We start from the raw sequence: 24,754 nt of genomic DNA, 5'->3' as shown, positions 1-24,754 counted from the left end.
GGGGTGCGCAGCAGCCCAAAACGGTCTCTGCGGAGTATCGGGCACACCGCATTCGTCCTTCTTTGGGGGCGCTACGCGCCCCAACGCGGGACAAGCCCGCTCGCCACAGGTTACCGGTTGCTCGTTCTAGCGCTTAACTGACTGGCATTGGGGCTTGCCCCCGATGGCGGTGTGACAGTCAATACATGAGGGACTGATACACCGCAATCGGGAGCACGCCCCCTCCCACATTGGATCTGCAGCGTTGCGCAGACCTTATTACGAAACCAGGCTCGCCTTGACCAGCTTGGCCTGTTCATCAGCGTGGTACGAAGAACGCACCAACGGGCCGGAAGCCACGTTCTTGAAGCCCATCTTGTAGCCTTCCTCGGCGAACCAGGCGAAGGTGTCCGGGTGTACGAAGCGCTGTACCGGCAAGTGGCTGCGGGACGGTTGCAGGTACTGGCCCAGGGTCAGCATGTCGATGTCGTGTTCGCGCATGCGCTTCATGACTTCGATCACTTCTTCGTCGGTCTCGCCCAGGCCCAGCATCAAGCCGGACTTGGTCGGAATGTGCGGCATCATCTGCTTGAACTTCTGCAGCAGGGTCAGCGACCACTGGTAGTCCGAACCTGGACGCGCAGCCTTGTACAGGCGTGGCACGGTTTCCAGGTTGTGGTTGAACACATCCGGTGGCTCGGCGGCGGTGATTTCCAGCGCAACGTCCATGCGGCCACGGTAGTCCGGCACCAGGGTTTCGAGCATCACATTCGGCGACAGCTTGCGGATCTCGCGGATGCAGTCGGCAAAGTGCTGGGCGCCGCCGTCACGCAGGTCGTCGCGGTCTACCGAGGTGATCACCACGTACTTGAGTTTCAGGTCGGCGATGGCGATGGCCAGGCTTTCCGGCTCGTTGACGTCCAACGGTTTCGGACGGCCATGGCCCACGTCGCAGAACGGGCAACGACGGGTGCAGATGTCGCCCATGATCATGAAGGTGGCGGTGCCGCCGGAGAAGCACTCACCCAGGTTCGGGCAGGAGGCTTCTTCGCAGACGCTGTGCAGCTTGTGCTTGCGCAGCAGGGCCTTGATACGGTCGACTTCCGGCGAAACCGGGATGCGTACGCGGATCCAGTCAGGTTTCTTCGGCAGTTCGGTCGTCGGGATGATCTTGACCGGGATGCGTGCAACCTTCTCGGCGCCGCGCAGCTTGACGCCGGCTTCCACCTTGGCACGCGGGGCCGGGGCTGGACGCTCAGTGATGTCCAGCGTCGGGATCATGGTTTGCACAACATCAGTAGTCATATCAATCGATTCCGCCCGTCAGGGTCGTCTGCTCAGCATAGTCGAGGTGCTTGACGAGCTGCGCGCGCAGCCGGGCACTTACCTCGGCAAATTCTATGGGTGTTGCATGTTCACTTAACTGGGTCATGGCCAGCCCGGCGTAACCGCACGGGTTGATCCGTCGGAACGGCGCCAGGTCCATGTCCACGTTCAAGGCCAGGCCATGAAAGGAACAACCGTGGCGAATCCGCAGCCCCAGGGAGGCAATTTTCGCGCCCTCAACATACACGCCGGGGGCATCTGGCTTGGCCGCGGCGCTCACGCCGTAACTGGCCAGCAGCTCGATCAGGCAAGCCTCCATGCGGCTCACCAGGTCGCGCACGCCAAACCCCAGGTTGCGCACATCCAGCAGCAGGTAGGCCACCAGTTGTCCGGGGCCATGGTAAGTCACTTGGCCACCTCGGTCGACCTGCACCACCGGAATATCACCCGGAAGGAGTAGGTGCTCTGCCTTGCCGGCCTGGCCCTGGGTGAATACCGGCGGGTGTTCCACCAGCCAGACCTCATCAGGGGCCGAGGTGCCGCGCTCGTTGGTAAAGCGCTGCATGGCGTGCCAGACCGGCTCGTAGGCCATCCGGCCGAGCTCGCGAAAGCCCAGGACCTGTGACATCACAACACCATGTGCACGAAGCCGGTGGCCCGCAGTTCACTGTTGATGTTGTAGAGCTGGTCTTGATCCGTCGCAACGATGTGCAACTGGATCGTGGTGTATTTACCGTTGGTGCTCGATCGTTCGTCCACCCGGTTGTCGTTGATCGTGGCGTGTTTACGCACGATATCAAGGATCTTGTCTTTGTTGCCTACACCGGTATCGCTGATCACTTTGACTGGGTAATCAGTCACTGGGAATTCGATCTTTGGCGCCTTTACTTCTTTATCGGTCATGGCGGAACGGCCTCGTAAGCGGTAAGCCGTGGCGACGGGCAAAACCCCGCGTCGGATCAACGCGGGGCTTTGCAGGTGCACACAATCAGTTGAACAAGCCGTAGAAGAATAGACGGATGCTATCCCACACGCGGCGGAAGATACCACCTTCATCGACAGCGTCCAGCGCGATCAGATCGGCGCTGTGCACCACCTTGTCGTCCAGTTTCACTTCGACCTTGCCGATCACGTCACCCTTGGCGATTGGGGCAACCAATTGCGGGTTCATGGTCATGCTGGCAACGAGTTTCTTCAGTTGGCCTTTAGGCATGGTCAGGGTCAGGTCTTCAGCCAGGCCGGCCTTGACTTGATGGGTCGCGCCTTTCCATACCGGAGCCTGGGCCAGCTCGGCGCCCTTCTGGTAGAAGGTCTGGGTTTCGAAGAAACGGAAACCGTAGGTCAGCAGTTTTTGCGTCTCGGCCGCACGGGCCTGCTCGCTGTTGGTACCGAACACGACGGCGATCAGGCGCTGACCATCACGTACCGCGGACGACACCATGCAGTAGCCGGCTTCGTCGGTGTGGCCGGTTTTCAGGCCATCGACGGTCTTGTCACGCCACAGCAACAGGTTGCGGTTAGGCTGCTTGATGTTGTTCCAGAAGAATTCCTTCTGGGAGTAGATCGCGTAGTGCACCGGGTCGACACGGATGATCGCGCGGGCCAGCACTGCCATGTCGTGAGCCGACGAGTAGTGCTCTGGGTTCGGCAGACCGGTCGGGTTCATGAAGTGGCTGTTGGTCATGCCCAGGTCGCCAGCAGTCTTGTTCATCAAGTCGGCGAACGCGTCTTCGCTGCCCGCGATGTGCTCGGACAAGGCCACACTTGCGTCGTTACCGGACTGGATGATGATGCCGTGCAGCAGGTCGCTCACCGTGACTTGCGAGCCCACCTTGATGAACATCCGCGAACCGCCGGTACGCCAGGCGTTTTCGCTGACGGTCACCGGATCGTTCTCGCCGATCTGGCCGCGACGGATTTCCAGGGTCGCGATGTAGGCCGTCATCAGCTTGGTCAGGCTCGCCGGTGGCAGGCGCTGGTCACCATTGTTCTCGACCAGCACGTTGCCGCTGGCGGCATCCATGAGGACCCAGGCCTTGGCGGCCAGTTGCGGGGAAGCCGGCACCATTTCAACCGCCCAGGCGGCCGGGGTGATGATCAGCGAAAGAAGCAGGCACGTGCGTTTGGCTAAGGTGGTGATGTTCATCCGTCTCTCGAAATTGCTTATGGAAACTTGCCCTCGCGGGCAAAACTATTCAGACAGGCCGCTTCCAGACTGTCGCGTATTCGGTTGCCCGCTCACCCCTTGCCCCTGGGTTTTTATTGTTCAACGAGCCAACAACCTGAGCTCAAGCCCGTAGACGGGCCTGGGCGTTCAATCCGTACTGCTTATTCTGCGGTGACCACACTGGGCTGCCCCAGGTTGGCCAGGCGTACGCTGTTCTGTACCTGCGCAACCTCGCTCGGCGAGCCGATCGGGCCCATGCGTACACGGTGCAAGGTTTGCTGGTTACGCACGATGGAACTGATGAAGACCGGCGCACTGACCATACCGCTGAGCTTGGACCTTAACAGTTCTGCTGCATCCGGGTTGGCGAAAGCGCCAACCTGCAGGTATTGCCCACCCACTGTCGACGCGCCCGGCGCTGCATGAGGTACGACGACCGTGTCCGGGGCATGCTGCGCCGGCGGCGGCGTCCATTGCTCGATCTTGCCGGCCGACGCCGTCACTTGCGGTTGCGGGGTTTTCGGCTCGTTGAGCATCAACGGTGCCGGCTTGCCGCGCTGGGCCCAGTACTGGGCCGGGTCGATGCCTTCTACCTTCACGCGCGCGGTGCCGATTTCGGCATAACCGAGCTTCTTCGCAGCAGCGTAGGACAAGTCGATGATCCGGTCCGAATAGAACGGCCCACGGTCGTTGACCCGCAGGATCACCGTGCGGTTGTTGTCCAGGTTGGTCACGCGCACGTAGCTGGGCAGCGGCAGGGTCTTGTGGGCCGCGCTCATGCCGTACAGGTCATAGACCTCGCCATTGGCGGTGTTCTGGCCATGGAACTTGGTGCCGTACCAGGACGCCGTACCCGATTGCACGTAGGTCTTGGAGTCCTGCAACGGGAAGTAATTCTTGCCCAGCACGGTATACGGGTTGGCCTTGTACGGGCCGGTGTGCAGGGTTGGCGTGGCATCCGGAATTTTCGAAACGTCCACGTCCCACCACGGCGCGCCGTCTTTGTGCGCGCGGTTGATGTCCAGGCCCGGCTGGGCACGAACGATAGCACCACCCGACTTTTGCGCCGGGGCACGACTGGTGGAGCAACTGACAACCAGCAAGGACAACGCGGCAAACGCCACCAGCTTGAGCGGTTTTTGAAACGGCGATACCCGCATTACTTGTTGCCCCGTGCTTGGACCAGCATGTCTGACAGCTGATGCACGGCCATGGCGTACATCACACTGCGGTTATAACGCGTGATTGCGTAAAAATTCTTCAGGCCCATCCAGTATTCCGGGCCGTTTTCGCCTTCCAGGCGGAACGCCGTCACCGGCATATCATCGCGTGGCGCATTCTGACTCGACCAGCCCAGCGCTCGCAACTCCCCGACGGTCTTGGCCGGCTCGATCCCTTGGGTCAAACCTTCGTCGGCGCGATCACCTGTCACCTCGGCGCGGATAACCACCGGTTCGCCGGCGACCCAGCCGTGGCGCTTGAAGTAGCTGGCCACGCTGCCAATGGCGTCATCCGGATTGCTCCAGATATTGATATGGCCGTCGCCGTCGAAATCCACCGCATAAGCACGGAAACTGCTCGGCATGAACTGCGGCAAGCCCATGGCACCGGCATAGGAGCCCTTGAGGGTCAGTGGATCGACCTGTTCTTCGCGGGCCAGCAGCAGGAATTCACGCAGCTCTTTACGGAAGAACTCGGCGCGAGGTGGGTAATCAAAGCCCAAGGTCGATAACGCGTCGATCACCCGGTAACTGCCGGTATTGCGCCCGTAAAAGGTTTCAATGCCGATGATTGCCACGATCACCTGGGCCGGCACGCCATATTCCCGCTCGGCGCGAGCCAGCACCGCCTCATGCTGGCGCCAGAAGTCCACGCCCCGGGCCACGCGGGCGTCGGTGAGGAACATCGGGCGATAGTCCTTCCACTGCTTCACGCGCTCGGCGGGCCGCGAGATGGCGTCAAGGATCGCTTGCTTGCGCTGGGCTTCGCGGAACACGCCCATCAGTTGTTCACCCGCAAAACCATAGTCGCGGGTCATTTCACCGACAAATTCGGCGACCTGGGGTGAGCCATCGTAGTCACCGGCCTGCGCCTCCAGCGTTGCCCCCAGCAGCCCAATCAGGCTCATCCAGGACGCATGCCGAGTCGCCCAGCCGCGCATTACTTGCATTGACATCTTCACCTTATTCAAACCTGTGCGATCCACTTGCGATGCGTATGAATCGACATCAAAACCCCAAACGCTGACAGCAATGTCACCAGCGAAGTTCCGCCGTAGCTAATGAATGGCAACGGCACCCCAACCACCGGCAGCAGGCCACTGACCATACCGATGTTGACAAAAACGTAAACAAAAAAAGTCATGGTCAAGCTGCCGGCCAGCAATTTGCCGAACAGCGTTTGCGCCTGGGCAGTAATCACCAGGCCGCGACCAATCAGCAGCAAATAGATCAGCAACAGTGCGCAAATGCCCACCAGGCCGAACTCTTCGCCCATTACCGCAATAATGAAGTCGGTGTGGCTCTCGGGCAAAAAGTCCAGGTGCGACTGGGTGCCCAACAACCAACCTTTACCAAATACACCGCCGGAACCGATGGCCGCCTTGGACTGGATGATGTTCCAGCCGGTGCCCAGCGGGTCGCTCTCCGGGTCGAGGAACGTCAGGATCCGTTGCTTCTGGTAATCGTGCATAAAGAAGAACCACATCGCCACGGCGACAGGGATGGTCGCGGCCAGCACGCTGAGGATCCAGCGCCAGCGCAAACCGCCCATGAACAGCACGAACGCGCCGCCGGCGAGGATCAGCAGCGACGTGCCGAGGTCCGGTTGGCGCACGATGAGAATAAAAGGCACGCCGATCAGGATCAGGCTGATGCCCACGTGCTTGAGCTGCGGCGGCAAAGTGCGCTTGGACAGATACCAGGCAATGGTGGCCGGCATCAGGATCTTCATGAATTCCGACGGTTGGAAGCGAATCACCCCCGGGATGTTGATCCAGCGGGTCGCCCCCATGGCGTTGTGGCCCATCACGTCCACCACCACCAGCAGCAAGACCCCGGCGACATACCCCAGCGGCACCCACCGTGCCATGAACCGCGGTTCGAGCTGGGCAATTACCACCATCGACAACAGGCCCAGGCCGAAGGAAGACGCTTGCTTGATCAACAGGTCCCAGTTCTTGCCGCTGGCCGAATACAGCACGAACAGGCTGCCGGCCGCCAACGTCAGCAGCAGGATCAGCAACGGGCCATCAATGTGCATGCGCTGTAACAACGTCGCGCGGCGACGCATCACATCTTCGCTGGAGAGGATGCGGTCAAAATTACTCTTCACGGGCCGTAACCTCGGTGCTTGAAGGGGGGCCACCAAATTCGGGCTTGAGCCTGCCATCGTCGGCCAACAGCCAGGCGTCCATCACTTGGCGCACCACAGGCGCTGCGACGCCGGAGCCGGACTCACCGTTCTCCACCATCACCGCCACCACGATTTTCGGGTCATCGGCGGGGGCGAAGCCAACAAACAAGGCGTGGTCGCGGTGACGCTCCTGAACCTTGGAGCGGTCATATTTCTCGCCCTGCTTGATCGCGACCACCTGGGCCGTACCACTCTTGCCGGCAATACGGTATTGCGCGCCCACCGCTGCCTTGCGCGCGGTACCGCGGGCACCGTGCATCACTTGCTGCATACCGTGGTTGACCTTGGTCCAGTCGGACGGGTCGCGCAGCACGATGTCGGGAATCGGATTTTCATCCACCGGCTTTTCACCCTCGATGGTCTTGGCCAGGTGCGGGCGGTTCCAGAGGCCTTTGTTGGCCACCAGCGCCGTGGCCTGGGCCAATTGCAGCGGCGTGGCCTGCATATAACCCTGGCCAATCCCGAGGATCAGGGTTTCGCCCGGGAACCACGCCTGGCGGCGAGTCGCGCGCTTCCACTCCCGCGACGGCATCAAGCCTGGGGATTCTTCGAACATGTCCAGGGAGACTTTCTGACCGAGGCCGAACTTGCCCATGTAGGCAGACAGTCGATCAATCCCCAGCTTGTGGGCCAGGTCGTAAAAATAGGTGTCGTTGGAGCGCATGATCGCGGTGTCCAGGTCGACATAGCCGTCACCGGTACGGTTCCAGTTACGGTATTTATGATCGTAGTTGGGCAGCATGTAGTAGCCCGGGTCGAACACACGACTGGAGGCCGTGACCACGCCCGAATCCAGGCCGGCAATCGCTACCGCCGGCTTGATGGTCGAACCCGGCGGGTATAAACCACGCAGCACACGGTTGAACAGCGGACGGTCGATGGAATCGCGCAGCTCGGCATAGGCTTTGAAGCTAATGCCGGTGACGAATAAGTTAGGGTCGAAACTCGGCTGGCTGACCATCGCCAGCACTTCGCCCGTCCTCGGGTCCAATGCCACCACGGCGCCACGCCGACCGCCGAGGGCCATTTCAGCCGCTTCCTGCAGCTTGATGTCCAGGCTCAGCACAATGTCCTTGCCCGGCACCGGATCGGTGCGTTTGAGCACCCGCAGCACACGGCCACGGGCGTTGGTCTCGACCTCTTCGTAACCCACCTGGCCGTGCAGCTCGGGCTCGTAGAAACGCTCGATACCGGTTTTGCCGATATGGTGGGTGCCGCTGTAATTGACCGGATCGAGGGTCTTGAGCTCTTTCTCGTTGATCCGCCCCATATAGCCGACGGAGTGGGCAAAGTGCGGCCCTTGCGGGTAGTGCCGCACCAACTGCGCCACCACTTCTACCCCCGGCAAACGGAACTGGTTCACGGCAATCCGGGCAATCTGCTCTTCGGTCAGCTCGAACAGAATGGGCACCGGCTCGAACGGCCGGCGCCCCTGTTTCATGCGTTTCTCGAAAATCGCCCGATCATCCGGGGTCAGTTGCAGCACTTCTACGATGACATCGAGGACCTGCTGCCAATCGCCAGAGCGCTCACGGGTCATGCTCAGGCTGAAGCTGGGCCGGTTATCTGCGACCACCACGCCATTGCGGTCGAAAATCAGCCCACGGGTCGGCGGAATCGGCTGCACATGCACCCGGTTGTTTTCCGACAGCGTGGAGTGGTAGTCGTACTGGATCACCTGCAGGAAATACAGGCGCGCAATCAGCACCGCAATCAACGCCACCACCAAAAAAGCGCCGAACACGACCCGCGAGCGCACCAGACGTGCGTCTTTCTCGTGGTCCTTGATGCGGATCGGCTGGGTCATCGGGGGCGGCGCAGACTATTTGTGGTAAGGGTGCCCGGACAGGACTGTCCAGGCGCGATACAGCTGTTCACCGATCAGGATCCTTACCAACGGGTGCGGCAACGTCAGTGCCGACAGCGACCAGCGCTGATCGGCCCGCGCGCAGACTTCCGGCGCCAGCCCTTCCGGGCCACCGACCATGAAGTTGACCGTGCGCGAATCCAGGCGCCAGCGATCCAGTTCCACCGCCAATTGCTCGGTGCTCCAGGGTTTGCCGTGCACTTCAAGGGTGACGATGCGCTCGTTGGGGCCGACCTTGGCCAACATGGCTTCGCCTTCCTGGCGGATAAAGCGCGCCACGTCGGCATTCTTGCCCCGGGTATTGAGCGGTATCTCTACCAGTTCCAGCGACAGCTCAGCGGGCAGACGCTTGGCATACTCGTGCCAGCCTTCTTCCACCCACTTGGGCATGCGTGAACCGACAGCAATCAGACGCAGGCGCACAGCCGTTCCTTATTCCTGGTCTTTGTTGAGCTTGTCGAAGTGCGCGTGGCCCACTTCCGGGCTGTGGTGCTTGCCATCGGCGGCACGGCTCTGCTCGGCGCCTTTCCACAGGCGTTCCAGGTCGTAGAACTGACGGGCATTGGAGGTCATCATGTGAACGATCACGTCGTCCATGTCCAGCAACACCCAGTCGCTGTCGCCCTTGCCTTCTTCACCCAGCGGCTTCACGCCTTGGGCTTTGACGGCTTCGCGAACCTTGTCCAGCATCGCGCCGATCTGGCGGTTGGAAGTACCGGTGGCGATGATCATGAAATCGGTGATGCTCTGCTTGTCGCGTACGTCCAGCACCTGGATGTCCTGGGCCTTGACGTCTTCCAGAGCGGCCACGGCCACTTTTACCAGTTCTTCGCCAGCCAGCTCGGGGCCGGTGTGGGCTTCAACTGGCAGCGGGGCGCTTTTGAAGGTGCCTTTGCGCTTAACTTTGCTTACGTCTTTGTTCGTCATATAAAACTCGTTTTGCTCGTATGTTCGGGCGCTCGCTGCACGAGTCGTGCGTTCAAGCGCGCCTTTTCAGTTCGACGCACGGTACAGCCCGTGCGCATCGATGTAGGCCAGGACCGCGTCAGGCACCAGGAAACGTACCGACTTCCCGCTGGCCAGCAGTTGACGGATCTGGGTGGCAGACACCGCAAGCGGGGTCTGCCAGACGAATGCAATATTCCCGTTCGGCCCGGTCAGGGCCAAGGGGTCACTTACCGACCGCGCGGCCAGCAGGTTGCGCAAGGCATCCGGCGGTTCGCTATCGGCATCCGGGCGTTGCAAAACCAGGATGTGGCAATGCTGGAGGAGTTCCTCCCAGCGGTGCCAAGAGGGCAGGCCGCAAAATGCGTCCCAGCCCAAAAGCAGAAACAGCTGGTCATCTGCGGCCAACTCGGCGCGCATCAGTTCCAGGGTGTCGACAGTGTAGGACGGTTTATCACGCTTGAGTTCGCGGTCGTCCACCACCAGCGGCGGTATGCCCTTTACAGCCAGGCGCACCATTTCCAGGCGCTGCTGCGGCGACACCTGTGGGGTGTCGCGATGCGGCGGCCGGAAATTAGGGATCAGGCGCAGCTCATCCAGCGCCAAGGCATCCGCGACTTCCAGGGCACTGCGCAAATGGCCGATGTGCACGGGGTCGAAGGTGCCACCGAGCAGCCCGATGCGTTTAGCCATCAAGTGCGCACATGACCGTCGCCGAACACCACGTACTTCTCACTGGTCAGCCCCTCGAGCCCAACCGGCCCGCGTGCATGGAGCTTGTCGGTGGAAATGCCGATCTCCGCCCCCAGGCCGTACTCGAAGCCGTCGGCAAAACGCGTCGAGGCGTTGATCATCACCGAAGCGGAATCCACTTCGTTGAGGAAACGCCGGGCATCGCTGAAATGCTCGGAAACAATGGCGTCGGTGTGCTTGGAGCCGTACGTATTGATGTGTTCGATGGCCTGGTCCAGGTCGTCGACAATGCGGATCGACAGGATCGGCGCCGTGTACTCGGTGTACCAGTCCTGCTCGGTCGCCTCGATCACGTCCGCGCCCAGCAGCGCACGGGTGCGCTCACAGCCACGCAGCTCCACGCCCTTGTCACGGTAGATGGCAGCCAGCGGCGGCAGCACGCGCTCGGCGATGCCGGCGTGCACCAGCAGGGTTTCCATGGTGTTGCAAGGGGCGTAGCGGTGGGTCTTGGCGTTGTCGGCAATGCGGATCGCCTTGTCGAGATCGGCAGCGACATCGATGAACACGTGGCACACGCCGTCCAGGTGCTTGATCACGGGCACCTTGGCATCGCGGCTGACGCGCTCGATCAGGCTCTTGCCACCGCGCGGCACGATCACGTCGACGAATTCCGGCATGGTGATCAAGGCGCCAACAGCGGCGCGGTCGGTGGTTTCCACCACTTGCACCACTTCGGCCGGCAACTCGGCCACGGCCAGGCCCTGCTGGATGCAGGTGGCAATGGCACGGTTGGAATTGATCGCTTCGGAACCGCCACGCAGGATGGTGGCGTTGCCGGACTTGAGGCACAGGCTCGCAGCGTCGATGGTCACGTTCGGACGCGACTCATAGATGATGCCGATCACCCCCAGGGGCACGCGCATCTTACCCACCTGAATGCCGGACGGCAGGTAACGCATATCGCGGATTTCACCGATAGGGTCAGGCAGCTTGGCCACCTGGCGCAAACCTTCGATCATGTCGTCGATACGTGCCGGGGTCAGCGCCAGGCGATCGAGCAGGGCCGGCTCCAGACCATTGGCACGGCCATTGGCCAAGTCCAGTTCATTGGCGGCGGTCAACTCGGAGCGCGAAGCATCCAGAGCATCGGCGGCAGCCAGCAGGGCACGGTTCTTCTGCGCGGTGCTCGCACGGGCGATCAACCGCGAGGCCTGACGGGCAGCGCGACCCAGGCGGGTCATGTAGTCAAGAACGGACTCAGTCATGGTCAGGGAGTCTTGGCAAAGAGGAAAGCGGCAGATTATAGCTGCGACGCAGCGCGACTGACAGCGGTGAGGGGCGGATGGTCGAAATGAACTGTAAAAACCTGAGGTTCAGCGGTAATTAAGGTGGGAGTTGTTATGATTCCGTCACATTTAGCTGTATTAACCCCTGACCGCCATGCCCAGTTCCTTGCCCAAACTCCCCGCCAGCGCCCTGCCCGACGGCTTCTTCGACCGAGATGCGCAACTGCTTGCGCGAGAATTACTCGGAAAAGTCATTCGCCATCGTGTCGCAGATCTGTGGCTTTCAGCGCGAATTATTGAAACAGAAGCCTATTACGAGGCCGAAAAAGGCAGCCACGCCTCCCTGGGGTATACGGAAAAGCGTAAGGCTTTGTTTCTGGATGGCGGACATATCTACATGTACTACGCCCGTGGCGGTGATTCGCTGAACTTCAGCGCCCAGGGTCCAGGCAATGCCGTGCTGATCAAATCGGCGTACCCGTGGGTTGATGAAGTGTCCGGCCAGGCCAGCCTGGCCCAGATGCTGTTGAACAACCCGAACGCCGATGGCAGCCCACGCCCCACGCAAAAGCTGTGTGCCGGCCAGACCTTGCTGTGCAAGGCGCTGGGCTTGAAGGTGCCGGTGTGGGACGCCAAGCGCTTCGATCAGGACCTGCTGTATGTCGAAGATGTGGGCCAGGCGCCCACGCAGATCATTCAGACCACACGGCTGGGTATCCCCAGCGGGCGCGATGAGCACCTGATGTATCGCTTTGTCGATGCGGGCTTCGCGCCCTACTGCACACGGAACCCGCTACGCCGAGGCCAGGTCGAAGGCCGCGATTATTTTTTGATTTGAACCTGTGGTGATGGAGTAACGATTTATGGGCCAATGGCTCGATAGCATTACCGGCTGGTTGACCCTGAACCCGCAATGGCTGGCAGTGGCGGTGTTTATCGTTGCGTGCGTGGAATGCCTGGCCATTGCCGGGCTGATCGTACCGGGTACGGTGCTGCTGTTCGCGATTGCCGCGCTGGCCGGCAGCGGCACGCTGTCCTTGAGTGAAACCCTGCTGCTGGGATTCCTCGGCGGCTTATTGGGCGATGGGGTTTCCTACTATCTGGGCCGGCATTTCCATCAGAACATCCGCCGCCTGCCCGGCCTGCGCCATCACCCGGAATGGATGGCTGGCGCAGAAACCTACTTTCATAAGTACGGCATCGCCAGCCTGCTGGTGGGACGTTTCATTGGCCCGCTGCGCCCCATGCTGCCGATGGTCGCCGGCATGTGCGACATGCCGTTCCCACGCTTCGCTGCCGTGAGCATTATTGCCGCTGCAGGTTGGTCGGTGGCTTATCTGCTGCCGGGCTGGGCCACCGGTGCCGCGTTCCGCTTGCCATTGCCTGAGGGTTTCTGGCTGGAGGCCGGCATTATCGCGGCCTGTTTGGCGGTGTTGCTGGGGCTGAGCTTGAACAGCAGCTTGCGCGGCCATCGTCGCGCGACCTTATGGATTGGTTGCGCCAGCCTGACCCTGTTGGTCGCCCTGTTTATCGGTTACCCCCACCTCAACCACTTTGACCAGGGCCTGAGCGCGCTGGTGCAGGAGCATCGCAGCCCGTGGCTGGACGAGGTGATGGTACGGATTACCCAACTGGGTGAGTTCAAGAAAATGTTTGTCGCCAGTGCCGTGTTCACTGGCCTGCTGTTACTGGCGCGGCAATGGCGCCATGCCCTATTTGTCGGCGCGACGCTGGCCGGCGCGGCGGTCATCAACACGGGCACCAAGCTATTTTTTGCCCGCGGTCGCCCGGAAATCCTGACCGACCCACTGACCAGCTTCAGCATGCCCAGTGGCCACGCCTCCGGGGCATTTGCGTTCTTTCTGGCACTCGCCGTGCTGGCCGGCCGCGGCCAACCCACGCGCCTGCGCCTGACCTGGCTGCTGCTCGGCTGCATCCCTGCGGCGTTCATTGCGCTCTCGCGGGTCTACCTTGGCGCTCACTGGCCGACCGACATCCTCGCCGGCACGCTGCTGGCAATGACCGTCTGCGCATTCAGCCTGACCGCGAGCCAATACCGCAGCCCATTGCCACCCATGCCGCACAAAGCCTGGTGGCTGGTATTGCCGCCCGTGGTGGTGGTGCTCGGCGTTATCGCCTTTACCGGCACGCCCCACGCACTGCTCAGGTATGCCTACTGATCCTTGGCCGGGCCGATCCACTCCACGGACGCGGATCGGCGTTCAACGCACCGTTCGCGTCGCTCCAGTAGCATCTCATCGGCAATATCAGCAGCGCGCTCGGCGATGTATTCCGAGCCTCGCATTGCGTCCTGCTGGAGCAGTTGCGTGGTCACGCTGACAAAAAAATCGTCCCAAACTGCCTGCTCTGATTGCGTTAGCCGAATCATTGTTGCTCTCCGATCATCAGTACGAGCTCGGAAATATTGCAGGCATCGCAGTGGGGACCATCAAACAATGTCTGAAACTTACGTCAGACAATTCCTAACCTCAGGTGAACAGTTCACCTTGCAACTCATCCAGCAACATCTGGATCGCATCCAGCCGTTGCTGCGGATCGTCGAGTTGCAGCAGGTCGATCTTGTCGGCCTCGGTGAACGGCAGCAGGTAAGCCAGCTGATTGCCCAGGGATTGCTGGCCGTCGGCGTGGGTACCCATGTCCAGGGAGGCAACCATCGGGTGCTCGGCCAGGGCCTGGAGCAACGCCAACAGGTCGGCATCCTCTTCTTCCAGCGCCTGGTCCGGCAACTCTTCCAGCCACTGCACCTCGGCCACCAGTAACTGGTCCTTCTGCACACCGGCATCGCGCACACGGAAACGACGGCCGCCTTCAACACGAATCCCCAGCAGGCCGTTGTCTTGTTGCTTGAAGTCACGAATCAGCGCTTCACAGCCGATCAACGCGTAGCCGTCCGGGGCCACGCCCACTTCCTTGCCGTCGAGGATGCACACCACGCCGAAGCTTTCGCCCTTTTTCATGCAACGGCTGATCATGTCCAGGTAGCGCGCCTCAAACAGTTGCAAATCGAGGGTGCAGCCTGGGAACAACACGGTGTTGAGCGGGAACAGCGCCAGACTCATAGAGGTTTCCTTAAATCCGGATTAAACAATAACCGACACCGCCAACGGCAGGAAAACCGCCGTGGCAACGCCCATCAGACTCATGGCCAACGCCGCGAAGGCGCCGCACTCTTCGCTTTCCTGCAGCGCCACCGAGGTACCGACGGCGTGGGCGGTCATGCCCAGCGCCATACCGCGCGCTTCGGGGCTGTGCACCCCCAGGCGCGACAAGTATGCCGGGCCGATCATCGCGCCAATCACCCCGGTGATCAGCACAAAAACCGCCGCCAATGCCGCCACACCACCAATCTGCTCGGCCACCAGCATGGCAATCGGCGACGTGACCGACTTGGGCGCCATGGTCATCAGCATCCTGTGTTCGGCGCCGAACCACACGCCCAACAACACGCACAGGCCAGTGGCCAACACCCCGCCTATCACCAGCGTAGTAAAAATCGGCCAGAACAATTGGCGAATGCGCCGCAGGTTGAGATAAAGCGGCACCGCCAGGGCTACCGTCGCGGGGCCGAGCAGGATGCCCATGATCTCGGTGCTCTTGCGGTATTCGGTGTAGGTCAGGCCGCAGGTGAGCAGCACGCCAATCACCAGCAGCATGGACACCAGCACCGGTTGCAGAAAGATCCAGCGGGTTTTCTCGAACCCCGCCAGTACCAGTTGATAGGCGCCCAGGGTGATACCGATACCGAACAGCGGATGATGAATCACCGCTGCCCACGCACCTTGCCAATCGACGGTCATTGCCCTTCCTCCCGCCGCGCCTGGCGCTTGACCAGGTGCTGCATCAGCACGCCAACGACGCCCATGGCGATCACCAGTGACAGCACCAGCGCGCCGACGATGGCCCAGAAGTCTGCTGCGATGTCCCTGGCGTAGACCATCACCCCCACGGCCGGCGGCACGAGCAGCAACGGCAGATAGCGCAGCAAACTGCTGGCGGCCAGGCTCAGGGGCTCGCCGACTTCGCCGCGCCAGATCAGGAAGCCCAGCATCAGCAGCAGGCCAATGATTGGCCCCGGCAGCACCGGCAACAGTAAATGATTGATCGCCGTGCCGATCAGTTGAAACAGCACCAGCCAGGTCAGGCCACGCAGCAGCATCTTTCTCTCCCCTCAACGCTCGCCCGCATTATAAGCATGGCCGCCCTATACACCGGCATTCGCCAAAAGCATGGTGGGTTGACCGAGCTGGTTGCCCGTGATGATCTAACATGGACCTGGCACACCTATAAAAACCGATGGACCAAGGAGAGACGCAATGCCCTATGTACCTGTAGCGCAGCTCAAAGATTATGTCGGCAAGGAACTGGGACGTTCCGAGTGGCTCACCATCGATCAGGCCCGCATCAACCTGTTTGCAGAGGCCACTGGCGATCATCAGTTCATCCACGTCGACCCGGTCAAGGCCGCCAAGACGCCATTCGGCAGTACCATCGCCCACGGTTTCCTGTCGCTGTCACTGATGCCCAAGCTGATGGAAGACATCCTGATCATGCCCGAGGGCCTGAAGATGGCCGTCAACTATGGCCTGGACAGCGTGCGTTTTATCCAGCCGGTGAAGGTCGACTCCAGGGTTCGTCTGAACGTCACGCTCACCGATGTCAGCGAGAAAAAACCTGGCCAATGGCTATTCAAGGCCACTGCCACCCTGGAAATCGAAGGCCAGGAGAAACCCGCTTATATTGCTGAGTCGCTGTCACTCTGCTTCGTGTAAGGCTGCGCCTGTGGCGAGGTAATAAACCTTGCCACAGTGTATGTAAATTTATGTATGAATCTCCCGGCTGCGGCATACTCGGCGCTCAATTATCCGGATCCCGCTATGCGCCCACTCGCTCCCCTTGCCCTTGCCCTGTTGCTCACCGCTTGCGGAGACGGCGAATCGCTGTTGCCGCCCGATGCGCGCCTGCCCGATGGCGGCCGCTACCGTGGTGATGTGGTCAACGGTTTACTGCAAGGCCAGGGCCGCGTGGACTACCCCAACGGCAGTTGGTATGCCGGCCAGTTCGACAAAGGCCAGTGGCACGGCCAGGGCGAATGGCACGGCAGCAATGGCGAAGTCTACAAAGGCCAGTTCCAGCAGGGGCTGTTTGACGGCCAGGGCAGCCTGACCACGTCGGGCAGCAGCTACGTCGGCGGTTTCAAGAACGGTCGACGCAACGGCGAAGGCACCCTCAAAGAAGGGCAGATGACCTATCGCGGCGAATTCAAGGACGACCAGTACTCCGGCCTCGGCCGCCTGGAGCTGGCAGACGGCAGCCAATACCAGGGCCAGTTCGCCCACGGCAAACCCAATGGCGAAGGCCAGCGCAACGACGACAGTGGCAACCAGTTCAGCGGTCACTTTGTCGATGGCCAATTGGAAGGCAACGGCACCTTCAACAGCGCCGAGGGCGACATCTATGTCGGCCAGTTCAAACAGAACCAGCTCAACGGCAAAGGCCGCTATGAAAACGCCGACGGCGATGTCTGGATCGGCCAGTTCAAGGAAGGCGCACTCAGCGGCAAGGGCGAGTTGATCGGGGTCGACGGCAGCCACTACGTCGGCCAATTCAGTGACTGGCGCTTTACCGGCGAAGGTCGCCTGAACCTTACCGATGGCAGCTTCTATATCGGCGGTTTCGACAGCGACAGCTACCAGGGCCGCGGCACGCTCGTACTCACCGACGGCACCGTGCAGGCCGGCACCTGGATCAATGGCATGCGTGTGCGCGATGCCGATGGCAAGCTGCTGCCCGACCCACTGGAAACCGGCGTACTGGCCCAGGGTCGTCTGCTCGAGGACGCCCTCGCGGCGGTGCCCCAGTCGAGCGCCGCCGTCGAGCTGTACACCCTGGTGCTGGCCGGCGACGGCAAGCAAAGCGTGTTCCTGCGCGAAGCCGATTACGTCAGCAACATGCTTGCCACCCGCTTCGGTGCGCGTGGGCAGATCCGCTTGGTCAACCACCGCGACCATATTGCCGACCGCCCCCTCGCCACCCGCGAAAGCCTGCGCCGTGCCGTACAAACCCTGGCCGAGCGCACCGGGCCGCAGGACCTGGTATTCATCTATATGACCAGCCACGGCACCCACGAACACGAACTGGTGCTGGACCAGCCGCGCATGGAGCTGGCCGACCTGCCGGCCGATGAGCTGGCCGCCGTGCTGGCGCCGCTGAAAAACCGCGACAAGATCATCGTGATTTCCGCCTGTTACTCCGGTGGTTTCATCCCCGCGCTCAAAGATGAGCACACCCTGATCATGACCGCCTCACGGGCTGACCGCGTGTCCTTCGGTTGCTCCGAAGAGGCCGACTTCACCTATTTCGGCGACGCCCTTTTCGCCCAAGCCTTCAACCAGACCGATGACTTGCAGCAAGCCTTCAAACTGGCGCAACTGCATGTGGCCGAACGCGAACAGGCGGACAACTTCGAAGCCTCCGAACCGCAGATCTGGGCGCCCAAAGGCGTGGTCGCCCACTGGCAATTATTACGTAAACAGCAGGCACGAAAGGCGCTCGAAAGCGTCTCAATGAATAGCAAGGAAGCCAAAGGCAACTAAGCTGTAACGTGTAACAAGGGGGAAAGACCATGTACCTGACACCTCAGCATATTCTGCTTGCCGGCGCTTCCGGGCTGACGGGCGAGCACCTGCTGGACCGCTTGCTCAATGAGCCCACGGTGACCCGCGTTCTGGCGCCAAGCCGCAAACCGCTGGCCGAACACCCTCACCTGGAAAACCCCGTAGGTGACCCCGCCGTGTTCCTGCCGCAACTGAGCGGCCAGGTGGATATCGCTTTCTGCTGCCTGGGCACCACCATCAAGCAGGCGGGTTCCGAAGCCGCCTTCCGCGCCGTCGACCTCGACATGGTGGTGGCCTTCGCCAAGCGCGCACGGGAAATGGGCGCGCGGCACCTGATCGTCATCAGCGCCATTGGCGCCGACCCGAAATCCTCGATCTTCTACAACCGAGTCAAAGGCGAGATGGAACAGGCGCTGAGAGCACAGGGCTGGCCACAATTGACCATCGTGCGGCCATCGCTGTTGCTTGGGGAACGACTGGAGCCGCGCTTGGCCGAGCAATTGGCCGGGCCGCTGTCACGGCTGATTCCAGGCAAGTATCGCGGCATTGAAGTCTGCGAACTGGCCCGCGCCATGTGGCGCCTGGCGCTGGAAGAGCAGGACGGCGTGCGCGTGGTGGAGTCGGATGAGTTGCGCAAGCTCGGTAAGTAAGGCTCAACACCAGGCAACATGTGGGAGGGGGCTTGCCACAGGGGAATATGACTGCCGTCAAAAGTTGTGTAGATACCTATGCCCCAATAGCGGTGGACCAGTCACTCAATGAGTTGACTGACACACGGCTATCGGGAGCAAGCCACCACATTAGAGCCCGCCCGTCGCGTTGAACCCTACCCCCAGTACCGTCAACACTGACAGTGGCAACAGCAAGGTATCGAGCAACGCACTGGCCGGCAGGTCGACATGGGGATAGCGCGGCGCCTCGGCACCAAAGCGGTCCTTGGCGCAGCAGCCGCCATCGATCGCATACAAATCCAGGCGCGTGCCGGCATACACCACGGGCGCGCCCGGTTGTGCAGCATCCAGCGTACGGGCGGTGGCGCAGCCCGTCAGTTGCAAGGCCAGCAAGACCAGCAGCGCCTTATTCATCACTGCTCAAATGGTGCTCGCCCCAACGCGGCAGCATGTCCTGGGGAATATTGAGCAGGTTGAGAATACGCGCCACCACGAAGTCCACCAGGTCATCGATGGTCTGCGGCTGGTGATAGAAGCCCGGCGAGGCCGGCAAGATGGTCACACCCATGTTCGACAACTTGAGCATGTGTTCCAGATGAATGCTTGAGTACGGTGCTTCGCGCGGCACCAGGATCAATTGGCGACGCTCCTTCAAGGTTACGTCCGCCGCTCGCTCGATCAGGTTATTGCAGGCCCCCGTGGCAATCGCCGACAACGTGCCGGTGGAACACGGCACCACCACCATCGCAGCCGGCGCACCGGAGCCGGAGGCCACCGGCGACATCCAGTCTTCTTTGCCGTAGACCTTGATCTGCCCCGCCGCCGCACCGGTGTACTCCGTGAGGAAGGCTTGCATCGTCTGCACCTTGGCAGGGAGCGCGACATCCGTCTCAGTGGCCATCACCAACTGCGCCGCCTTGGATATCAGGAAGTGCACCTCACGGTCTTCACGCACCAGGCAATCCAGCAGGCGCAGGCCATAAGGCGCGCCGGATGCGCCGGTCATCGCCAAGGTGACGCGTTCGGGGCCACTCATTTCAGTGCCTCGGCCAATTTGCCATGCAGGCCCCCAAAGCCGCCGTTGCTCATGATGACCACGTGGGTCCCCGGCTTGGCCAGGTGTTTCACGTGCTCAATGATGGCGTCCAAGGAGTCACACACCCGCGACGGCACAGTGCACAGCGCGGCAATCGCAGGCAGGTCCCAACCGAGATTGGCCGGTGCGTACCACACCACTTGGTCGGCATCGTTGACGCTTTCCGGCAAGCCATCGCGGTGCGCGCCCAGCTTCATGGAATTGGAGCGCGGCTCCACGACGGCGATGATCTGGGCATCCCCCACGCGCTTGCGCAGACCATCCAGGGTGGTGGCAATCGCCGTCGGGTGGTGGGCAAAGTCGTCGTAGATGGTAATCCCATTCACATCGGCGACCTTCTCCATGCGGCGCTTCACGCTTTTGAATGCGCTCAATGCCGCAATACCCATGGCCGGCACCACGCCAACATGCCGTGCCGCTGCCAGGGTCACCAACGCGTTGGCAACGTTGTGCTGGCCGGTCATGCCCCAATCGACGATGCCTTGGGCCTCGCCTTCGAACAGCACTTCAAACCGGGAACCGTCTTCGCTCAGCAACTTGACCTGCCACTGCCCGCCCGCGCCGGTGGTCTGCACCGGAGTCCAGCAGCCCATGTCGATCACGCGTTGCAACGCCGGCTCGGTGGTCGGGTGAATCACCAGACCCTCGCTCGGGATAGTGCGCACCAAGTGGTGGAATTGCCGCTCAATGGCCGGCAGATCAGGGAAGATGTCCGCGTGATCGTACTCGAGGTTATTCAGGATCGCCGTACGCGGGCGGTAGTGAACGAACTTGGAGCGCTTGTCGAAAAAGGCACTGTCGTACTCATCGGCCTCAATCACGAAAAAGGGCGTATCGCCCAGGCGCGCCGACACCGAGAAGTTCTGCGGCACGCCGCCAATCAAGAAGCCCGGGCTCATGCCCGCATGCTCCAGCACCCAGGCCAGCATGCTGCTGGTGGTGGTCTTGCCGTGAGTACCGGCGACGGCCAGCACCCAGCGGCCTTGCAACACATGGTCGGCCAGCCACTGCGGGCCGGAGACATAAGGCAAACCTTTGTTCAGTACGTATTCGACCGCCGGGTTGCCACGCACCATGGCGTTGCCGATCACGACCAGGTCCGGGACCGGGTCGAATTGTGCCGGGTCGTAGCCTTGGGTCAGTTCAATGCCCTGGGCCTCGAGTTGCGTGCTCATGGGCGGGTAAACGTTGGCGTCGGAGCCGGTGACATGATGGCCCAGCTCTTTGGCCAGAACCGCCATCGAGCCCATGAATGTGCCGCAAATACCGAGAATATGAATGTGCATAGTCGACCTCGTAAAACATCGAGGCAGGTTAGCGCAGGGAGGGGGAAATCGCACCTTTATATGCGGCCCGGGGCCGAGCGAAGAGCACCTGGGTGCTTGCGCTCGACGCCAGCCCTGCTCAAGCGGTGAGTTGAGATTTCTTTTCGCTGTCTTTCATCGCGGCCACGAAACGCAACGTGTCATAAGTTTCAGTCATACGCCCAAACTTCTTCTCAATCAGGGCGAGGCGCTCTTTCGCCTCCGTCGGTATGGGCTCATCAGGTTTATAAGGCTTAAACACAAGCTTATTCTGCCGAGCAGCTTTTTTTAACTGCTGCTCTGAGACAGCAAGCAACTTCTCGAAATTACTCAAGCGACCGGCATTATCGGCGGGCCAGGTTTCATTTTTGGTAAAGACACTACTGGTATCCCCAAGAATAAACATCACCGTAGTGGCCATACCCAATAACTTCATTTCGACTTCATCCAGTTGCGCTTTGATCGAGTCTGCCGGCAACGGAGCGGACTCGGTTGGCGAAGCTGAAGCCGGGGCCTTGGGCTGGCCGCCCGCAGGCGGCAGATAAGGCGGAGGCAAGACGCCTGGGGCATAGCTGGATTTGATCGCCTCCCCGGTGGCGACAGACCCCGCATAGGCTGCGACGTTGGCGGGGGCGCTGACCAGCCCGGTGATACCCGCACTGATAAATGCGTCACGGGCGACGCGGCTGGCGCTGGGCCCCGTGGCAATCACCCCGGACTTGACCAAGCTCTCTGCGTCGATCAGGCGCTTGGCGGCCTCGGCGACACTGAGAGGCGCCTGCTTGCGCAGGTTCGCCATGACCACCGCATCATTTGCCTTGATTTTATTGGCAAGAATGGCCGCCTGCGCCGCGCCCTTGAACCGCTCCCCCAACGGAGGTGGAGCAGGCTTTACGGAGGGGCCGGGCTTGGGCAACGGTTTGGGCGCTGGCGTCGGCGGCCTGGGAGCAGACGGGACTCCTGCGGACGAAGGGATCGATGGGGTTGAAGGCAGCCTTCGTCCAGGCCACGGAAGCCCTTTTATCGCTCGTTTACTGCGCGTTAACGGTTCGTCTGAGTCGTCGTGGTTGTAGACCGCGGTGGGCGCTGAGGGCGTCTCCACCGGAGTGGGTTGCGGAGGAATGAAAGGAACGGCTGTTGTTGTTGTAATGTTCATCATGTTCACCCAATGGCTTTTATTGTTTGAAACACCCTTTGCAGTTGCCCTATTTGAGTGTGCAACTTGCGCTCAACCGTTCCTGTCAGAGCAGTCCAACTTAACGCGCACGGTATTTCCAACTTAACAATAAAAGTCCCGGGTGGCTGACAACCTCAAAGCCTGAACACCTACACGTACAGTCACTAAAAACCAGCCCTCAAACTTACACCGCTGCGGAACGCGAAATCCCATGTTTGCGTAACTTGCGATACAAGGTATTGCGGCTGACGCCCAAGTGCTCGGCCGTCTGCGTCATACGCCAGTGCTGGCCCTCCAGCGCCGCCAGCAACGTTTGGCGTTCGGCATCATTGAGCGGCAACTCGCTGACCTTCTGCACCGGGGCCTGGCGCAACAACGCAGGCAGATCCACCAGCCTGATGCTGCCGTCATCACAAAGCGCCACCAGTGTGCGCAATACCGTGCGCATCTGACGAACGTTGCCAGGCCAGGTAAAAGCCAGCAATGTCTGACGCGCGGCCGGTTCGAGACTGACGGCTTGCCCGGCGGACTCTTCGGCCAGCAGGAAATCCAGCAGGCTGGATTTGTCACTGCGTTCACGCAACGGCGGCAGGCCGACTTCCAGGCCATTGAGCCGGTAGTACAAATCTTCGCGGAAGCTGCCGTCCTCAACACGCCCCAGCAAGTCACGGTGAGTCGCGCTGATAATTCTAACGTTCACCGCCAGAGGCTCACCGCCGAGGGGCACCACCATCCGGTCTTCCAGAACCCTTAATAGCCGGGTCTGCAACGCCAGCGGCATATCGCCGATCTCGTCCAGGAACAGCGTGCCGCCGTCGGCCTGTTGCAACTTGCCCTGCATGCCTTCTTTACGCGCGCCGGTGAAGCTCCCGCCGCGATACCCGAACAGTTCGCTTTCGATCAGGCTTTCCGGAATGGACGCGCAGTTGAGCGCGACAAACGCCTTGTCGGCACGTTGGCTGGCGTGGTGCACGGCCTTGGCGAACGCCTCCTTGCCCGAACCGGTTTCACCATTGATCAACAACGGTACGTCACGCTCGAAGACGCGCACGGCTTTACGAAAATCGTTTTGCAAGGCCGGATCGCCCATGCAGATGCCGGGCAAGCGCGATGGCGCGGGAGCCGGCTTGGAGAGCGCTGCGGTGTGACCACGCGCCTGCCCGCGCAAGGCCGCGAACAAATGCCGACCATCGCGCGTACGCAGTGGCCAACTGGCCGTGGCACTCGCACTGGCGCGCCCGAGCAACTGATCCAGCGAGCAATCGAAAAACGCCTCCACCGGCTGCCCCAGCAAGCCGTCACGCCTCTGCCCCAGCAGGTTCAACGCGCTCTGGTTCACCGCGCATATGCGCCCTTCGCCATCGAATGCCAACAGCCCCTCGCTGAACAGCCCCACGGATTCTGCCTGCAAATGAAAGCGCAGCAGCCAATGCTGTTCGAAGTGCCGCAGGAAGTAGCAACTTTCGATCATCTTCGCTGAAAGATTGACCAGCGCCATGGTGTGGAACTGGCTCTGGCGCGACACCGCTTCGCGCGCCGAAGACACGTCCAGCACGGCCAGCAGTTCACCGTGCGGGTCGAACACCGGGCTCGCAGAACAGGTCAGCCCTGTATGGCGCCCACGAAAATGCTCATCACGGTGGATCGTCAAGGATTGGCGTTCCACCAGGCAAGTGCCGATGCCATTGGTGCCTTCGCAGGCTTCGCTCCAATCGGCACCCAGCCACAGCCCGGCGCGCTCGAAGATCTTGCGCTCGGACGGCGCCGTAACACAGTTGAGGATCACCCCGCGCGCATCGGTCAGGAGCACGGCGTGGCCGGCACCCGAAAGTTGCTGATGCAGGCTGTTCATCTCACTGCCGGCAATCTGCAGCACCTGTTGCAGGCGCTCGCGGCTCTCCAGCAGGCGGCCGTGTTCAAGCACGGTGGGGGCGATAGTCAGCGCAGGGTCGAGGTGGTAGTCCTCCAGGCAACGCAGCCAGGAGCGGGCGATGGACGGATCGCTGCCGGGGCCTTGGGAAGGGTCTTGCCCGCGGGTGACGGTCAAGACTTGCTGGGCGTGGCGACTGAAATGATCGTTATGCATTTTCTTATTATTCTCCCTGCGTGAGAACGCCCAGCATCCCCCACCCATCCCCCCATTGCAATCCCGGCCCGACCCACCGGTCACAGGCTGTACCGTTTATGGCACAAC

At 61.3% G+C, this 24,754-nt stretch carries 26 protein-coding genes; 5 read left to right on the top strand and 21 right to left on the bottom strand.

Annotated elements, in window-relative coordinates; all coding sequences use genetic code 11:
* Positions 1 to 258 precede the first annotated feature (258 nt).
* The 12 genes from lipA to M5B43_RS16765 form a co-directional block, all read right to left on the bottom strand.
* Positions 259 to 1,260 carry a lipoyl synthase gene (gene lipA / locus M5B43_RS16820; protein WP_057444888.1) on the bottom strand — a complete coding sequence of 334 codons (1,002 nt, stop codon included), beginning with the start codon at positions 1,258 to 1,260 and terminating at the stop codon, positions 259 to 261.
* A 25-nt stretch (positions 1,261 to 1,285) separates the two neighbouring features.
* Positions 1,286 to 1,933: a lipoyl(octanoyl) transferase LipB gene (gene lipB / locus M5B43_RS16815; protein WP_248751144.1), complete on the bottom strand. Its 648-nt coding sequence runs from the start codon at positions 1,931 to 1,933 to the stop codon at positions 1,286 to 1,288.
* Entirely contained in the window at positions 1,933 to 2,208 is a 276-nt protein-coding gene (locus M5B43_RS16810; RefSeq protein ID WP_034100910.1) for a DUF493 domain-containing protein, read from the bottom strand. Before M5B43_RS16810 ends, lipB begins: the two co-directional genes overlap by 1 nt.
* An 85-nt stretch (positions 2,209 to 2,293) precedes the next feature.
* Entirely contained in the window at positions 2,294 to 3,451 is a 1,158-nt protein-coding gene (locus tag M5B43_RS16805) for a D-alanyl-D-alanine carboxypeptidase family protein (protein WP_248751143.1), read from the bottom strand.
* Between the two features lie 182 nt (positions 3,452 to 3,633).
* Entirely contained in the window at positions 3,634 to 4,632 is a 999-nt protein-coding gene (locus M5B43_RS16800) for a septal ring lytic transglycosylase RlpA family protein (RefSeq protein ID WP_248751142.1), read from the bottom strand.
* Positions 4,632 to 5,642, bottom strand: coding sequence for a lytic murein transglycosylase B (gene mltB, locus M5B43_RS16795; RefSeq protein WP_248751141.1), 1,011 nt, complete (start codon positions 5,640 to 5,642; stop codon positions 4,632 to 4,634). The genes M5B43_RS16800 and mltB overlap by 1 nt, the downstream gene beginning before the upstream one ends.
* Positions 5,643 to 5,659: 17 nt before the next feature.
* Positions 5,660 to 6,763 carry a rod shape-determining protein RodA gene (rodA, locus tag M5B43_RS16790; RefSeq protein ID WP_248751182.1) on the bottom strand — a complete coding sequence of 368 codons (1,104 nt, stop codon included), beginning with the start codon at positions 6,761 to 6,763 and terminating at the stop codon, positions 5,660 to 5,662.
* A 31-nt stretch (positions 6,764 to 6,794) separates the two neighbouring features.
* Positions 6,795 to 8,693, bottom strand: coding sequence for a penicillin-binding protein 2 (gene mrdA, locus M5B43_RS16785; RefSeq protein WP_248751140.1), 1,899 nt, complete (start codon positions 8,691 to 8,693; stop codon positions 6,795 to 6,797).
* A gap of 15 nt (positions 8,694 to 8,708) precedes the next feature.
* Entirely contained in the window at positions 8,709 to 9,176 is a 468-nt protein-coding gene (gene rlmH / locus M5B43_RS16780; protein ID WP_003176297.1) for a 23S rRNA (pseudouridine(1915)-N(3))-methyltransferase RlmH, read from the bottom strand.
* A 9-nt stretch (positions 9,177 to 9,185) separates the two neighbouring features.
* Positions 9,186 to 9,680, bottom strand: a complete 495-nt coding sequence (gene rsfS, locus M5B43_RS16775) for a ribosome silencing factor (RefSeq protein WP_003215432.1) — start codon at positions 9,678 to 9,680, stop codon at positions 9,186 to 9,188.
* A gap of 66 nt (positions 9,681 to 9,746) precedes the next feature.
* Complete coding sequence (nadD, locus tag M5B43_RS16770; protein ID WP_248751139.1) at positions 9,747 to 10,391, bottom strand: nicotinate-nucleotide adenylyltransferase; 645 nt, start codon at positions 10,389 to 10,391, stop codon at positions 9,747 to 9,749.
* A complete protein-coding gene (locus tag M5B43_RS16765; RefSeq protein WP_248751138.1) occupies positions 10,391 to 11,656 on the bottom strand; it encodes a glutamate-5-semialdehyde dehydrogenase in 1,266 nt (421 codons plus the stop codon). Before M5B43_RS16765 ends, nadD begins: the two co-directional genes overlap by 1 nt.
* A gap of 175 nt (positions 11,657 to 11,831) precedes the next feature.
* On the opposite strand from M5B43_RS16765, the gene M5B43_RS16760 reads away from it, so the two are divergent.
* Both M5B43_RS16760 and M5B43_RS16755 read left to right on the top strand, forming a co-directional pair.
* Entirely contained in the window at positions 11,832 to 12,515 is a 684-nt protein-coding gene (locus tag M5B43_RS16760; RefSeq protein ID WP_248751137.1) for a DNA-3-methyladenine glycosylase, read from the top strand.
* Between the two features lie 25 nt (positions 12,516 to 12,540).
* The gene (locus M5B43_RS16755; protein ID WP_248751136.1) at positions 12,541 to 13,857 is read left to right on the top strand and encodes a bifunctional DedA family/phosphatase PAP2 family protein; all 1,317 of its coding nucleotides are present in this window, start codon (positions 12,541 to 12,543) and stop codon (positions 13,855 to 13,857) included.
* Here M5B43_RS16755 and M5B43_RS16750 read toward each other — a convergent pair.
* The 4 genes from M5B43_RS16750 to M5B43_RS16735 all read right to left on the bottom strand — a co-directional run bounded on the left by M5B43_RS16750 (position 13,851) and on the right by M5B43_RS16735 (position 15,854).
* Positions 13,851 to 14,066: a hypothetical protein gene (locus M5B43_RS16750; protein ID WP_248751135.1), complete on the bottom strand. Its 216-nt coding sequence runs from the start codon at positions 14,064 to 14,066 to the stop codon at positions 13,851 to 13,853. The genes M5B43_RS16755 and M5B43_RS16750 overlap by 7 nt on opposite strands.
* A 100-nt stretch (positions 14,067 to 14,166) precedes the next feature.
* Positions 14,167 to 14,757, bottom strand: coding sequence for an LON peptidase substrate-binding domain-containing protein (locus M5B43_RS16745; protein WP_248751134.1), 591 nt, complete (start codon positions 14,755 to 14,757; stop codon positions 14,167 to 14,169).
* Positions 14,758 to 14,778: 21 nt separating this feature from the next.
* A complete protein-coding gene (locus M5B43_RS16740) occupies positions 14,779 to 15,495 on the bottom strand; it encodes an LrgB family protein (RefSeq protein ID WP_248751133.1) in 717 nt (238 codons plus the stop codon).
* Positions 15,492 to 15,854 (bottom strand): CidA/LrgA family protein, encoded by a 363-nt coding sequence (locus M5B43_RS16735; protein WP_248751132.1) that lies wholly within the window; start codon positions 15,852 to 15,854, stop codon positions 15,492 to 15,494. Before M5B43_RS16735 ends, M5B43_RS16740 begins: the two co-directional genes overlap by 4 nt.
* 157 nt (positions 15,855 to 16,011) lie before the next feature.
* Between M5B43_RS16735 and M5B43_RS16730 the strand changes: the two genes are divergently transcribed.
* The 3 genes from M5B43_RS16730 (at position 16,012) to M5B43_RS16720 (ending at position 18,962) form a co-directional block, all read left to right on the top strand.
* Positions 16,012 to 16,467: a MaoC family dehydratase gene (locus M5B43_RS16730; protein ID WP_248751131.1), complete on the top strand. Its 456-nt coding sequence runs from the start codon at positions 16,012 to 16,014 to the stop codon at positions 16,465 to 16,467.
* A gap of 105 nt (positions 16,468 to 16,572) precedes the next feature.
* The gene (locus tag M5B43_RS16725) at positions 16,573 to 18,291 is read left to right on the top strand and encodes a C13 family peptidase (RefSeq protein ID WP_248751130.1); all 1,719 of its coding nucleotides are present in this window, start codon (positions 16,573 to 16,575) and stop codon (positions 18,289 to 18,291) included.
* A gap of 29 nt (positions 18,292 to 18,320) precedes the next feature.
* Complete coding sequence (locus M5B43_RS16720) at positions 18,321 to 18,962, top strand: oxidoreductase (RefSeq protein ID WP_248751129.1); 642 nt, start codon at positions 18,321 to 18,323, stop codon at positions 18,960 to 18,962.
* A gap of 150 nt (positions 18,963 to 19,112) precedes the next feature.
* Here M5B43_RS16720 and M5B43_RS16715 read toward each other — a convergent pair whose 3' ends face one another.
* The 5 genes from M5B43_RS16715 to M5B43_RS16695 form a co-directional block, all read right to left on the bottom strand.
* Entirely contained in the window at positions 19,113 to 19,397 is a 285-nt protein-coding gene (locus tag M5B43_RS16715; RefSeq protein WP_248751128.1) for a YceK/YidQ family lipoprotein, read from the bottom strand.
* Positions 19,390 to 20,019 carry a flavin prenyltransferase UbiX gene (gene ubiX / locus M5B43_RS16710; RefSeq protein ID WP_060754740.1) on the bottom strand — a complete coding sequence of 210 codons (630 nt, stop codon included), beginning with the start codon at positions 20,017 to 20,019 and terminating at the stop codon, positions 19,390 to 19,392. Before ubiX ends, M5B43_RS16715 begins: the two co-directional genes overlap by 8 nt.
* Positions 20,016 to 21,365, bottom strand: coding sequence for a UDP-N-acetylmuramate:L-alanyl-gamma-D-glutamyl-meso-diaminopimelate ligase (mpl, locus tag M5B43_RS16705; protein ID WP_248751127.1), 1,350 nt, complete (start codon positions 21,363 to 21,365; stop codon positions 20,016 to 20,018). The genes ubiX and mpl overlap by 4 nt, the downstream gene beginning before the upstream one ends.
* A 118-nt stretch (positions 21,366 to 21,483) precedes the next feature.
* On the bottom strand, positions 21,484 to 22,299 hold the full coding sequence (locus tag M5B43_RS16700) for a hypothetical protein (protein ID WP_248751126.1): 816 nt from the start codon (positions 22,297 to 22,299) through the stop codon (positions 21,484 to 21,486).
* Positions 22,300 to 22,744: 445 nt separating this feature from the next.
* Positions 22,745 to 24,646, bottom strand: coding sequence for a sigma-54-dependent Fis family transcriptional regulator (locus tag M5B43_RS16695; RefSeq protein ID WP_248751125.1), 1,902 nt, complete (start codon positions 24,644 to 24,646; stop codon positions 22,745 to 22,747).
* Between the last annotated feature and the right edge of the window lie 108 nt (positions 24,647 to 24,754).

Source organism: Pseudomonas sp. MWU15-20650, assembly GCF_023242475.1.
Taxonomy (GTDB): domain Bacteria; phylum Pseudomonadota; class Gammaproteobacteria; order Pseudomonadales; family Pseudomonadaceae; genus Aquipseudomonas.
The sequence above is the reverse complement of the archived record's forward strand: the minus strand, read 5'-3'. Positions and strand labels throughout refer to the sequence as shown.